The sequence below is a fragment of the Bacillus sp. AR2-1 genome, assembly GCF_008368755.1.
Classification (GTDB): Bacteria; Bacillota; Bacilli; order Bacillales; family Bacillaceae_G; genus Bacillus_A; species Bacillus_A wiedmannii.
The window spans coordinates 375,121-388,459 of the sequence record NZ_QORY01000007.1; the positions used below are offsets into that span (position 1 = coordinate 375,121).

Consider the following 13,339-nt stretch of genomic DNA (forward strand, 5'->3'; position numbering starts at 1 on the left):
ATATAAATTTTTCCACAAAAAAATAGAGTAAGGTGTGAACCTTACTCCATCTCTGCAAATACCATACGATCTTTTCCATTAATATCAAAAACAACCTCAACATGAGCATGTGGAAAAGCTTGTTGTAACAACCCTTTTACATCCTCGCCTTGCCCTACTCCAATTTCAAATGCCACAATTGCTTTCTTCTGCAACACATTCGGCAACTCTTCCATAAAACGGCGATAGAAATCTAATCCGTCTTCACCGCCAACAAGTGCTCTCCTTGGCTCATGCTCTTTCACCACAGGAGAAAGGCCACGCCAATCCTCTTCCGGTATATATGGAGGGTTTGAAACAACAACATCTAACTTTTGACCTGTTTTATAAAATGGTGACAATAAATCACCATGATAGAACGTTACTTCTGCGCCCAAGGTTTTTGCATTTTCTTTTGCAACTTCAATCGACTCTTGTGCAATATCTACCGTATACACATGAAGATTTTTATTTTCTAAAGCGAGCGTAATAGAAATCGCTCCACTACCTGTACCGATGTCCGCCACATGCAGTTTCTCATCACCAAAATGACGCTCGATTCTTTCTAACACTCCCACTATAAGCTCTTCTGTTTCCGGTCTGGGTATTAATACTTCTTCATTCACAAAGAACGACCGTCCATAAAACATTTCATAACCAATCATATATTGAATAGGAATACCTTCTACATGCTTGTGAATAAACTCCGTAAAACTTGTTTCTTGTTCCACAGTTATTTCTTCACGCATATTCATGAGCATTCCGGTTCTGTTCGTCTTTAATACATGACAAAGGACAAGTTCTCCCGCATTTTCATCTCGTCCATTTTCCTGTAAAAAAGAAGAAGCCCATTTCAGGGCTTCATAGACACGCATTACTCAGCTGCCTCCATCTTTTGAGCCTGATCTTCCATCACTAAGGCATTGATGAAATCATCTAACTTACCTTGTAAGATTTGATCTAGCTTTTGAATCGTTAAACCGATTCGATGGTCTGTAACGCGGTTTTGCGGGAAATTATACGTACGAATACGCTCTGAACGATCACCCGTACCAACAGCTTGTTTACGGTTTTGATCATACTCAGCTTGCGCTTCTTGTCTAAACTTATCATAAACACGTGCGCGTAATACTTTCATCGCTTTTTCTTTATTCTTGATTTGTGATTTCTCATCCTGACACGATACAACTACACCAGTCGGTAAATGCGTTAAACGTACCGCTGACATTGTTGTATTAACACTTTGTCCACCAGGACCACTAGAAGCAAACGTATCAACACGAACATCTTTTTCATGAATACTAATCTCTACTTCTTCTGCCTCTGGTAATACAGCTACAGTTGCTGTAGATGTATGAATACGTCCACCAGATTCCGTTTCAGGAACACGTTGTACACGATGAGCACCATTCTCGAATTTCAGCTTCGCGAACGCACCTTTACCGTTAATCATAAAGATAATCTCTTTATATCCGCCTAACTCTGTATAGCTCGCTTCGATAATTTCAGTTTTCCAACCTTGTACCTCAGCATAACGGCTATACATACGATATAAATCACCAGCAAATAAAGCGGCCTCGTCACCACCAGCAGCACCACGAACCTCAACGATAACGTTTTTATCATCATTAGGGTCTTTTGGAACAAGTAAAATTTTCAGACGCTCTGACAATTCTTTATCTTGCCCTTCTAATTCAGAAACCTCTTCTTTTACCATGTCACGCATATCAGCGTCTAACTTATCTTCTAACATTGCTTTTGCATCTCTTAATTGCTCACGAACATCTTTATACTCACGGTACACCTCTACCGTTTCCTGCATATCAGATTGTTCCTTTGAATACTCACGAAGCTTATTGGTATCGCTAATAATCTCTGGATCACTTAACAATTCATTTAACTTCTCATAACGATCTTCTACAGCCTGCAAACGATCTAACACACCATTCACCTCTACATCCTAGTATCTAATACAAATAGTATATGGTACTTAATCAAAAAAACGCAAATTATATTTAAAAGCGTAAGCGGCTTGCTCAGAATCGCAGGACATTGGAACTCTCGACCTTGAAGCGCTCTTTGCTTCGAGCGAGAGAGTGAAATGACCGGAGATTCTAGCCGCTGGAGCTAGATAATATTTAAAAGCGCAAGCGGCTTGCTCAGCTCTGACTGCTAAAGTTCTTAGCTGTACGAAGAGCTGGCCACCAATCTTCATCTATTTTCGAAAAAAACCCGCTCTACATAGCGAGTTTCATTTATCTTTGTTTTGTAGGTACTGCATGACAATGACGACAACGTGGTTCATACGATTCTGAAGCCCCAACTAAAATAATTGGATCATCAAATGCCGCTGGTTCTCCATCGATTAAACGTTGCGTACGACTTGCAGGAGATCCGCATGCAGAACACACTGCCTGCAACTTAGTTACATGTTCAGCAATCGCCATCAGCTGAGGAACTTGTCCAAATGGTAGACCACGGAAATCTTGGTCTAATCCAGCTACAATGACACGATAGCCACGATTTGCCAATACTTGCACCACTTCCACAATGTCCCCATCAAAAAATTGTACCTCATCGATTGCAATAACATCCATTTCTTCTGCTACATGGTTAAATATATCTTTTGAAGCTGAAACAGGAACTGCTTTAACCTTTAATCCATTATGTGATACAACGTCTTCTTCACTATAACGATTATCAATACATGGTTTAAATACAATCGCATGTTGTTTCGCAAATTGCGTACGTCGTATACGGCGGATGAGCTCTTCTGATTTTCCAGAAAACATACTCCCGCAAATCACTTCAATCCAACCATTTTGATTCATTAAGTACATTGAGCTCTCCTTTCATCTACTTTCCTAATCCAAAGTAGGGTAAAGGTTTAATATTTTTGCAAAAAAAACAGACAAGCGAATACATACACTTGCCTGTTTTATGTTCTTTATTACTTGATACCGTATTTCTTATTGAAGCGGTCAACACGTCCGTCTGCAGTAGCAAACTTCTGACGTCCAGTGTAGAATGGGTGAGAATCAGAACTGATCTCAATTTTTAGTAATGGATAAGTGTTACCATCTTCCCACTCAACAGTTTCGCTAGAGCCTTTAGTAGACCCGCTTAAGAATTTGAAGCCTGTGTTCGTGTCCATAAATACAACTTTATTGTAATTTGGATGGATTCCTGCTTTCATTCTTTTCATCTCCTTCCGCCCTGAATCATTTTCGAAACAGAGTTTTTCATCTTCAGCTGCTTACACAACTATATTGATGAAACACATATGATGAAATTATAACAAGGCTAACTCCATTTTGCAACTACCTGTTTTTGTCTTTTTAAAATTTAAAAGCGCAAGCGGCTCGTTCAGAATCCGGGACACTTCAAACTCTCGACCCAAATATAATTTTCATCTCAAAAAATAAAATTTTTCCCATATATTACTCTCTCTAATATTCCCTTAAAAAAACATAAAAAACTCGCTTACCACAAAATAAGCGAGTCCCAATCTTTTCCCTTTACTTAGTTGTTACATATCTTTTTGAGTCTGCAACAATGTTTTGTAAAAATTCTTCATTTGTCTTTGTTTGACGAAGTTTACGTAAGAAACCTTCGACAAAGTCTGGTGTATCACGCATTGTTTTACGAATACCCCATAGCTTGTCTAAATGTTCTTTCGGAATTAATAGATCTTCTTTACGTGTACCAGAACGGCGAATATCAATTGCCGGGAAGATACGACGCTCAGCTAATGAACGATCTAAGTGAAGTTCCATATTTCCAGTTCCTTTAAATTCTTCGTAAATTACATCGTCCATACGAGATCCTGTATCAACAAGCGCTGTTGCTAAAATCGTTAAGCTACCGCCTTCTTCAATATTACGTGCAGCTCCAAAGAAACGCTTCGGTCTATGGAAGGCAGCTGGGTCGATACCACCCGATAATGTTCTACCACTTGGCGGAATAACAAGGTTGTAAGCTCGCGCTAAACGGGTAATACTATCCATTAAAATGATAACATCTTTTTTGTGCTCTACAAGACGCATTGCACGTTCTAACACAAGTTCCGCTACTTTAATATGATTTTCTGGCACTTCATCAAAAGTAGAGCTTACAACATCTCCTTTAACAGAACGTTCAATGTCTGTTACTTCCTCTGGACGCTCATCAATTAAAAGTACAATTAATTCAGCTTCCGGGTGATTTGTTGTAACACTGTGTGCGATTTCTTTTAATAGACTTGTTTTACCAGCCTTTGGAGGCGCGACAATTAAACCACGTTGTCCAAATCCAACTGGTGCGATTAAATCCATGATGCGTGTCGGTAACTTTTTCGGTTCCGTTTCCAATTTCATTTGGCGATCTGGGTATAATGGTGTTAATGCAGGGAAATGCACACGCTCTTTTGCTGACTCTGGATCATCTCCGTTTACAGCTTCAACTTGTAATAATCCAAAATAGCGTTCATTTTCTTTCGGAGGTCGTACTTTACCAGAAACCTTGTCTCCATTACGTAAATCGAAACGACGAATTTGCGAAGCTGAGATATAAATATCTTCTGAGCTTGGAGAATAGTTGATAGGACGTAGGAATCCAAATCCTTCTGATTGAATAATTTCTAATACGCCTTCCATGAAGAAGAAACCTTCTTTTTCTGCTCGAGCTTTTAGGATAGCGAAGATTAACTCTTTTTTCGTTAATTTGCTATAATACGAAATCTTAAATTCTTTCGCAAGCTCGTATAACTCTTTTAATTTCATGTTTTCTAATGCTGCAATTGACAAATTCATTCAGACACCACACTTTAACGTTATTCTCTTTTCACATGGGTAAAGGGAAAAAATACGGAAGGCAAATAATTAATAATGAAAGGCAATAAGTTCAAGTAGGGTAATATTCACTATTGTAACCCTTTTATCTAGTTTTAATCAATACGTTGAAACACAAATACAAGAAGCGAAGACAAGAAAATTTGTCTTCGCTTTTATTTAACCTAGTTCCAGTAGCTAGAATGGTCAGGAGCTACAATGCCCTGCGATTCTGAACGAGCTGCTTGCACTTTTATTTAATCCAGTTCCAGCGGCTAGAATCTCCGGTCATTTCACTCTCTCGCTCGAAGCAAAAAGCGCTTCAAGGTCGAGAGTTCCAATGCCCTGCGATTCTGAACGAGCCGCTTGCACTTTTTATTTAATAACCAAGTTTGGTTTTTTATTCAAGCTATGACGTCCGTCTACGAAGCGTACTGTGCCTGATTTTGCACGCATAACAAGGGATTGTGTTGTTCCTACGCTCCCTTTAAATTGAACGCCGCGTAATAGTTCTCCGTCTGTTACGCCTGTTGCCGCAAAGATTGCATCGTCACCTTTTACTAAGTCTTCCATGCGAAGGATACGATTTATATCTTCAATACCCATTTTTTTACAACGAGCTAATTCAGCTTCATTTTGAGGCAGAAGCTTTCCGTGGATTTCTCCACCTAAACATTTTAATGCAACTGCTGCTAATACACCCTCAGGTGCTCCACCAGAGCCGAATAAAATATCTACACCTGTGCGATCAAATGCAGTGTTAATTGCTCCAGCCACATCGCCATCGTTAATTAATTTAATACGAGCACCAGCTTTACGAATTTCTTCGATAATCGCTTGATGACGTGGACGGTTTAAAACTGTCGCTACAACATCTTCAATATCTTTATTTTTCGCTTTCGCAACCGCACGTAAGTTATCGATAATAGGCGCATCAATATCGACCGCCCCAACCGCTTCTGGGCCAACCGCGATTTTATCCATGTACATGTCAGGAGCATGTAACAAATTACCATGATCTGCAATTGCAATAACAGCAAGAGCATTCCATCCACCAGCTGCTACGATGTTTGTCCCTTCTAAAGGATCAACCGCAACGTCTACACGTGGTCCATATCCTGTACCTAATTTCTCTCCGATATACAGCATTGGTGCTTCGTCCATCTCGCCTTCACCAATTACAACTGTACCTTTCATCGGGATTGTATCAAATACATCACGCATAGCTGATGTTGCTGCACCGTCTGCCTCATCCTTTTTCCCGCGCCCCATCCAACGCGCTGATGATAATGCTGCAGCCTCTGTTACACGTACTAACTCCATAGATAAACTTCTTTCCACGATAATCCCTCTCCTTTAAGTCTTTATATTTCTGCCGTATTTTGTGAACCGTGTTTCTCTACAAAGTATACTTCCGCAAGTAGTGATGCTTCGCTTCCCCCTTGCGGAAGTATCACTTATGCGTTCTTCATCTCTTCAATTTCTTGGCTTGTCATTTGTTCTCGCCAAATATTTGCGCCAAGACCTTTAAGCTTGTCTACTATATTTTCATAACCTCGATCAATATGCTCAAGTCCGGTTACTTCTGTAATTCCATCCGCCATTAACCCTGCAATAACAAGAGCCGCCCCAGCTCGCAAATCACTTGCTTTCACTTTTGCACCTTGCAATAAAACAGGACCAGTTACAATTGCCGAACGACCTTCCACTTTAATTTGTGCATTCATACGACGTAATTCATCAATGTGTTTAAAGCGTGCGCCGTAAATCGTATCCGTTACAACACCCGTTCCGTGCGCCTTTGTTAAAAGCGTTGTAAATGGTTGTTGTAAATCTGTTGGGAATCCTGGATATACAAGCGTTTTTATATCAACTACTTTTAACCTTCTATTACCGTTCACTGTAATTTGGTCATCGTTCGTTTCAACTTGGACACCAGCTTCTCTTAACTTCGCTGTAACTGACTCTAAATGCTGCGGAATCACATTATCAACCGTTATTTCTCCTCCTGATGCAGCTCCTAAAATCATATACGTACCCGCTTCAATACGATCCGGAATGATCGTATGGTGACAACCGTGCAGTGAATCCACACCATCAATTCGGATTACATCTGTGCCCGCACCTTTAATGCGTGCACCCATGCTTGTTAACAATGTAGCTACATCAATAATCTCTGGTTCTTTCGCTGCGTTTTCAATAACAGTTCTACCTTTCGCTCGCACAGCTGCTAGCATAATATTAATTGTAGCTCCTACACTAACAACATCTAAATAAATACGTGCCCCGCGCAATTCATCTGCTCTTAAATAAATCGCACCCTGTTCATTCGTAACATGTGCACCTAACGCTTCAAATCCTTTAATATGCTGATCAATAGGCCTCGGTCCTAAATGACATCCACCTGGAAGCCCAATAACAGCTTTTTTAAAACGGCCAAGCATCGCACCCATTAAATAATAAGAAGCACGCAATTTTTTCACTTTTCCATTCGGTAAAGGCATTGCAACCATGTTAGAAGGATCGACTATCATCTCTTCCTCCTGTCCATAAGCTACTCTTCCTCCAATTTCCTCTAGCAAGTCTCCTAACATTTTCACGTCCGAAATATTAGGGACACCACCAATAGTTACTGGAGTATCTGCTAAAATTGTCGCTGGAATTAGTGCAACGGCGCTGTTCTTTGCACCACTCACTCGAATTGTTCCATTTAAAGCTCTTCCGCCTTCAATTAGCAATTTTTCCATATTGAGCTCCCTTCTTATGAATGTATTTACTTTCTATATCCTTATAGAAAGCTCCCCTTAAGAATCTCAATCACTCTTTCCACCCTAACACTCAATAAATAGGAAACCATTATCTTCATTTCTCCCGTAGTACGAATAGATAAAGATTAACTATTCATCGAATTTACATTATCAATTTAGATACATTATCACATTTATTAATAGGACTATGCACATTATTTTCTATTTCAAAAACAAAATGATAAAAATCTTTAGACTTGTTCACGCTTTCATTATACAACGAAAGGAAACCGTCTAAAAGACTAGACGGTTTCCAAAACGGAATTTTATTCTTACGCTTTACCGTTAGAACCGAATTCACGCATTTTACCAGCAACAGTTGCTTTAATAGCGTCGCGGCCAGGTCCAATATATTTACGAGGATCGTAAACTTCTTGGTCTTTGCTTAATGCTTCACGAACAGCTTTTGTAAACTCAATTTGGTTCTCAGTGTTTACGTTAATTTTTGAAGTACCTAAAGAAATAGCTTTTACGATATCAGCAGTTGGGATACCAGTACCACCGTGTAATACTAAAGGTACGCCAGTGAAGTCACGAACTTGTTCCATTTCAGCGAATCCTAAGTTAGGCTCACCTTTGTAAGGACCGTGTACAGAACCTAAAGCTGGAGCTAGGCAATCAATACCTGTTGCTTCAACAAGGTGCTTACACTCTGCTGGATCAGCGTAAATTACGCCTTCAGCGATGATGTCGTCTTCTTGTCCGCCAACTGTTCCAAGCTCAGCTTCAACAGATACGTTACGAGCGTGTGCGTATTCTACTACTTTTTTAGTAGTTTCAACGTTTTCTTCGAATGGGTGGTGAGAAGCGTCGATCATTACAGATGTGAAACCTGCATCGATTGCTTCTTTACATTTTTCGAAGCTTGAACCATGGTCAAGGTGAATCGCTACAGGAACAGTGATGTTCATTTCTTCGATTAAAGCTTTAACCATAGCTACAACTGTTTTGAAACCAGTCATATGACGAGCTGCACCCTCAGATACACCTAGGATTACAGGAGACTTTTCTTCTTCCGCAGCAGCTAAGATAGCTTGAGTCCACTCTAAGTTGTTCATGTTGAATTGACCAACTGCGTATTTTCCTTCTAGTGCTGTGTTTAGCATTTCTTTCATAGAAACTAAAGGCATGGTGAATCCTCCTAAAAAACGTTTTTTGTATCCGATAAGTTCTTATCGCTGGTAGTATGACCAGAATAAGGTAAAATATGTATATTTACATACCGGACTTTTTTCTACACTCAATAGGATAACAACTTGTACTCAAAAACTCAACCGTATTCACCTGCTCAATAGTCCATGTAAACGCTTTTTTCCATATTTTTTATAAAAAATTCATTTTTTACGCCTCTACAGCAAGCTGTTCTCTCACCGCTTGACGAATCTCATCAATATCAAACGGTTTAGCAAAGTGCATTAAAGCTCCTAAATCTTTCGCTTCTTGGATCATATCAAGCTCTCCATAAGCAGTCATTAAAATTACTTTAATACTCTCATCAATTTCCTTTACATGTTTTAAAATCTCTATACCATCCATACCTGGAATTTTCATATCTAACACTACTAAATCTGGATTATCTTTTTTCACGATATCTAAAGCTTGAAATCCATTCGCTGCTTGGAATGTCTGATAACCTTCTTTTTGGAACACTTCATGTAATAGCACACGAATGCCATATTGATCATCAACGATTAAAATTTTACCTTCCATAACTCCCAACCTTTCTGTGTAAATACAAGATTTAAAGCTTCTTATATCTTAACGATTAATTTTCGCTATTCTTTGGCAAATTCCTTCCTATTCTTTCTTATTTTACCGTTTCCTATTTTGTTATGCTACCCTTCGATTTCACCTTTCTAAAAAAATAAACTATAATGAAAGCCGGTAAACACGTACGAAAGGGAGTAACATTATGTTAAAAATTTTTTCAACTCAATTAAGTGGTTATTTCTCCAGAGTTTCTCAAAGAGAAGAAATGAATATAGAAGATAGCGCCCGTCTACTTGCTCAAGCATTAGTTGGCGACGGTTTCATTTATTTACATGGTACAAATGAAATGGAGGGCGTTGTCGCTGAAGCATTATTCGGTGCTGAGCCAATGAAGCAAGCAAAACGATTATTTGAAAATAGTAAAGAAGTAGAAGTAACTTCTGCAGACCGTGTACTTCTTATTAGCCGTTTTTCAACAGATGAAGAAGTTGTAGCAATGGCAAAAAAACTTCAAGCTGATGGACACTCTATTGTCGGCATCTCTGCTATTCAAGAAGGTACTGAATCACTAGAACAATATACAGATGTACATATTGATACTAAGCTGTTAAAAGGCCTTATTCCAGACGATGAAGGCAATCGCTACGGATTCCCAAGTTTAATGATAGCTTTATTTGCATATCATGGGATCAAATTTACAATCGATGAAATGTTAAATGAATATTAAAAAAAGCGCCCTATTTCAGGCGCTTTTTTTATTACTTGCTCTCTTTATTCGTAATAGAAGCACTTACGAAGTCATGGAACAATGGTTGTGGACGGTTTGGACGAGATACAAGTTCTGGATGGAACTGTGCTGCCACGAACCAAGGGTGGTCTTTTAATTCAATGATTTCAACTAGACGACCGTCTGGGCTTGTACCAGAGAATACAAATCCTGCTTTTTCCATATCCGGACGGAATTGATTGTTGAACTCATAACGATGACGATGACGCTCATATACAACCGGCTCGTTGTAAGCATTGTAAGCATTTGTTTCTTCAGCAAGCTTACATGGGTATAGACCAAGACGAAGTGTGCCACCTAAGTCTTCTACATCTTTTTGTTCTGGTAATAAGTCAATGATTGCATAAGGTGTGTCAGGATTAATTTCAGAAGAGTTAGCTCCTTCTAATCCTAATACGTTACGTGCGAATTCGATTGATGCAAGTTGCATCCCTAGGCAAATTCCTAAGAATGGAACTTTGTTTTCACGAGCATATTGAATTGCAACGATTTTACCTTCTACACCACGATCGCCGAATCCACCAGGTACAAGGATACCATCTGTGTCACCAACTAGTTCTTGTACGTTCTCTGGTGTTACGTGCTCAGCGTTTACCCATTTCACTTCTACATCTGTGTCGAATGAATAACCCGCATGACGAAGTGCTTCTACAACAGAAATATATGCATCTTGAAGCTCTACGTATTTACCAACAAGAGCAATTTTTGTTTTCTTAGAAAGGTTACGTACTTTATTAACTAGCGCAGTCCACTCTGTCATATCTGCAGCTGGATTGTCTAATTTTAAGTGATCGCAAACGATTTGGTCCATATTTTGCTCTTGAAGAGATAATGGAACCGCATATAAAGTATCTGCATCGCGTGCTTCGATAACTGCTTTTGTATCAATGTCACAGAATAATGCAAGCTTGTCTTTCATATCTTGAGAAACAGGCAATTCTGTACGAACAACGATAATATTTGGTTGAATACCTAAGCTGCGAAGCTCTTTAACGCTATGTTGCGTTGGTTTTGTTTTCATTTCACCCGCTGCTTTTAAGTACGGGATTAACGTACAGTGAATGTACATTACATTGTCACGACCGATGTCGCTCTTAATTTGACGGATTGCTTCTAAGAATGGTAGAGACTCGATGTCACCAACAGTTCCACCAATTTCTGTAATAACAACGTCCGCGTTTGTTTCGCGACCAGAACGGTATACACGCTCTTTAATTTCGTTAGTAATGTGAGGAATAACCTGAACTGTTCCTCCTAGGTATTCACCACGACGCTCTTTTTGAAGAACTGAAGAGTAAATTTTACCTGTTGTTACGTTGCTGTATTTGTTTAAGTTGATGTCGATGAAACGCTCATAGTGACCAAGGTCTAAATCAGTTTCTGCACCATCATCTGTTACGAATACCTCACCGTGTTGGTATGGGCTCATAGTCCCTGGGTCTACGTTAATGTATGGATCAAACTTTTGAATCGTTACGTTTAAACCACGATTTTTTAAAAGTCTTCCAAGAGATGCTGCTGTAATACCTTTTCCTAAAGACGATACTACACCGCCTGTTACAAAAATATACTTAGTCATGAAAAAGCTCCCTCCTATTTTGCTGTTATATAATCACCGTTGCAAAGCGCAACGTATGTAGATAACACTGTATCCATCTTATTGTTAGACTCTTTTTATTTTCTAAACAAAAAACAAAAAAGAAAATTGCTCCCCTCATCACATAAAGTAATAAGTAGGGAGCAATTTTCTTTTATATTTACACTTTAAAAGTATTATCGTCCTTTTTTAAAGAGCCCAAAAATGATTCTACATGGACGATAATGAAAAGTCAAGAACTACAGTTCTTCCTCTTCTTCTTCAGCTTCAGCTTCAGCTTCATCGTACTCAAGTTCTTCTTCGGCGAAATCATCGTCATCATCTTCATCTAAATCATCAAGATCATCGTCGTCTCCGTCTTCTTCTTCAAGAACCTTGTCCAAATCTTCTACCTCTTCTTCATTTGCGTCTGCATCGTCGAAGTCTTCATCTTCTTCGATGTAGTCGTCAAAACCGTCCTCTTCAACTTTACGTTTCTTCTTCGGTTTTGGCTGAGGTAAGATTTCTTCATCAATTTGCTCATATGGGTACCAGCTACGTAGTCCCCAACGATTTTCTCCTAAATTAATGAAACGTCCATCGATGTTTAAATCTGTATAAAATTGTGCGAGTTTCGCATTAACTTGCTCTTGAGATAGTCCCAGCACTTGAGCGATTTCTCGAACCAACTCGTTGAATGTCGTTGCTTGTCTTTTATCCCCTAAAACGCTATGTACAACTTCAATCATTGAACATTCTTTTAGCTCTTCTGGTGAATATTGCTTAAAATTCACTTATGCGGCACTTCCTTTCTTCAAATATAACCTTATATATAACGGTCTGCTTAAAAAAATCCATACTATTCATTATAAACAAAAGTCGCACAAATATGCTACAAAAAAAACGGGAAACTTTAATATGATAATAAAATTATAATTTGTCTATTCCTTATTTCGGAAACATATGCGCTCCTTGCAGTACATACCTAATTTGCATTTCTGTATATTCTTCAAGCGTATACAGTTTTTGCAGGGCCCAACGTCTAAATCCCCACATTTGTCCTTGTATGAAAATGTTATGTGCAAGAAGCTGTATCTCTTTTTTATTTAATGTAAATGTCCCATTTTCTGTACACTGCTCTAAAATATTCTCAAACATTCCGACCATTTGAAACTCTTTTTCTAATACATATGGGAGTGATTCTTTCGGTAAAAAACGTACCTCTTGATACATAATTAATACTTCTTCTTGCAATTCATCCATCACTTTAAAATAATTCTTTATCGCTATCTTTAAGCTTTCTATACTTCCCTTCTCTGTACACACTACTTCCTCTAATCTTTCTTTTACATGTTCATAAATACTATCACAAACTAAATATAAAACATCATCTTTTGTACGAATATACTCATAAAGTGTTCCAATACTAAACCCAGCCGCCTTCGCAATCTCTCTCGTTGTTGTACGTGGGAACCCTTTTTGCTTAAACAATTGCACCGCACCTTTAATCATTTGTTCACGTCTTAACGCAACTAATTTTTCATCTTTCACGGACGCATGTACATTATGTTTAACCATCCCCTTCACCTCTCTCTATTATTTTTTGGAAGGAAAAAGCGTAGGAAAATACCTA

At 38.8% G+C, this 13,339-nt stretch carries 13 protein-coding genes; 1 reads left to right on the forward strand and 12 read right to left on the reverse strand.

Going from position 1 to position 13,339, the window contains the following annotated elements:
* Positions 1–41: 41 nt before the first annotated feature.
* The 9 genes from prmC to spo0F all read right to left on the reverse strand — a co-directional run bounded on the left by prmC (position 42) and on the right by spo0F (position 9,343).
* Positions 42–893 carry a peptide chain release factor N(5)-glutamine methyltransferase gene (gene prmC, locus DT250_RS08735; RefSeq protein WP_149212938.1) on the reverse strand — a complete coding sequence of 284 codons (852 nt, stop codon included), beginning with the start codon at positions 891–893 and terminating at the stop codon, positions 42–44.
* Entirely contained in the window at positions 893–1,960 is a 1,068-nt protein-coding gene (gene prfA, locus DT250_RS08740) for a peptide chain release factor 1 (RefSeq protein WP_149212996.1), read from the reverse strand. Before prfA ends, prmC begins: the two co-directional genes overlap by 1 nt.
* A gap of 313 nt (positions 1,961–2,273) precedes the next feature.
* Positions 2,274–2,858 (reverse strand): thymidine kinase, encoded by a 585-nt coding sequence (locus DT250_RS08745; protein WP_000281084.1) that lies wholly within the window; start codon positions 2,856–2,858, stop codon positions 2,274–2,276.
* 110 nt (positions 2,859–2,968) lie between these two features.
* The gene (locus DT250_RS08750) at positions 2,969–3,214 is read right to left on the reverse strand and encodes a type B 50S ribosomal protein L31 (protein WP_000643447.1); all 246 of its coding nucleotides are present in this window, start codon (positions 3,212–3,214) and stop codon (positions 2,969–2,971) included.
* A gap of 322 nt (positions 3,215–3,536) precedes the next feature.
* Complete coding sequence (gene rho, locus DT250_RS08755; RefSeq protein WP_001053898.1) at positions 3,537–4,808, reverse strand: transcription termination factor Rho; 1,272 nt, start codon at positions 4,806–4,808, stop codon at positions 3,537–3,539.
* A gap of 393 nt (positions 4,809–5,201) precedes the next feature.
* Entirely contained in the window at positions 5,202–6,167 is a 966-nt protein-coding gene (glpX, locus tag DT250_RS08760; protein ID WP_000442336.1) for a class II fructose-bisphosphatase, read from the reverse strand.
* Between the two features lie 116 nt (positions 6,168–6,283).
* A complete protein-coding gene (murA, locus tag DT250_RS08765; RefSeq protein WP_000413258.1) occupies positions 6,284–7,573 on the reverse strand; it encodes a UDP-N-acetylglucosamine 1-carboxyvinyltransferase in 1,290 nt (429 codons plus the stop codon).
* Positions 7,574–7,905: 332 nt separating this feature from the next.
* Positions 7,906–8,763 (reverse strand): class II fructose-bisphosphate aldolase, encoded by an 858-nt coding sequence (locus DT250_RS08770; RefSeq protein ID WP_001131858.1) that lies wholly within the window; start codon positions 8,761–8,763, stop codon positions 7,906–7,908.
* Positions 8,764–8,974: 211 nt separating this feature from the next.
* The gene (spo0F, locus tag DT250_RS08775) at positions 8,975–9,343 is read right to left on the reverse strand and encodes a sporulation initiation phosphotransferase Spo0F (protein ID WP_000398593.1); all 369 of its coding nucleotides are present in this window, start codon (positions 9,341–9,343) and stop codon (positions 8,975–8,977) included.
* Between the two features lie 202 nt (positions 9,344–9,545).
* Between spo0F and DT250_RS08780 the strand changes: the two genes are divergently transcribed.
* A complete protein-coding gene (locus tag DT250_RS08780) occupies positions 9,546–10,070 on the forward strand; it encodes a DUF2529 domain-containing protein (protein WP_149212939.1) in 525 nt (174 codons plus the stop codon).
* 31 nt (positions 10,071–10,101) lie between these two features.
* On the opposite strand, the gene pyrG is transcribed toward DT250_RS08780, so the two are convergent.
* The 3 genes from pyrG to DT250_RS08795 form a co-directional block, all read right to left on the reverse strand.
* Positions 10,102–11,709: a CTP synthase gene (gene pyrG / locus DT250_RS08785; RefSeq protein ID WP_000170450.1), complete on the reverse strand. Its 1,608-nt coding sequence runs from the start codon at positions 11,707–11,709 to the stop codon at positions 10,102–10,104.
* 257 nt (positions 11,710–11,966) lie between these two features.
* Positions 11,967–12,500, reverse strand: a complete 534-nt coding sequence (rpoE, locus tag DT250_RS08790; RefSeq protein WP_149212940.1) for a DNA-directed RNA polymerase subunit delta — start codon at positions 12,498–12,500, stop codon at positions 11,967–11,969.
* 154 nt (positions 12,501–12,654) lie between these two features.
* Complete coding sequence (locus DT250_RS08795; RefSeq protein WP_048542708.1) at positions 12,655–13,284, reverse strand: TetR/AcrR family transcriptional regulator; 630 nt, start codon at positions 13,282–13,284, stop codon at positions 12,655–12,657.
* Positions 13,285–13,339 lie beyond the last annotated feature (55 nt).

Bases quoted from the DNA above. Each gene is read 5' to 3' on its own strand.
- spo0F (WP_000398593.1), bottom strand. From the start codon at position 9,343: ATGGAAGGTAAAATTTTAATCGTTGATGATCAATATGGCATTCGTGTG.
- rho (WP_001053898.1), bottom strand. From the start codon at position 4,808: ATGAATTTGTCAATTGCAGCATTAGAAAACATGAAATTAAAAGAGTTA.
- pyrG (WP_000170450.1), bottom strand. From the start codon at position 11,709: ATGACTAAGTATATTTTTGTAACAGGCGGTGTAGTATCGTCTTTAGGA.
- DT250_RS08750 (WP_000643447.1), bottom strand. From the start codon at position 3,214: ATGAAAGCAGGAATCCATCCAAATTACAATAAAGTTGTATTTATGGAC.
- DT250_RS08745 (WP_000281084.1), bottom strand. From the start codon at position 2,858: ATGTACTTAATGAATCAAAATGGTTGGATTGAAGTGATTTGCGGGAGT.
- DT250_RS08795 (WP_048542708.1), bottom strand. From the start codon at position 13,284: ATGGTTAAACATAATGTACATGCGTCCGTGAAAGATGAAAAATTAGTT.
- prmC (WP_149212938.1), bottom strand. From the start codon at position 893: ATGCGTGTCTATGAAGCCCTGAAATGGGCTTCTTCTTTTTTACAGGAA.
- DT250_RS08770 (WP_001131858.1), bottom strand. From the start codon at position 8,763: ATGCCTTTAGTTTCTATGAAAGAAATGCTAAACACAGCACTAGAAGGA.
- DT250_RS08780 (WP_149212939.1), top strand. From the start codon at position 9,546: ATGTTAAAAATTTTTTCAACTCAATTAAGTGGTTATTTCTCCAGAGTT.
- murA (WP_000413258.1), bottom strand. From the start codon at position 7,573: ATGGAAAAATTGCTAATTGAAGGCGGAAGAGCTTTAAATGGAACAATT.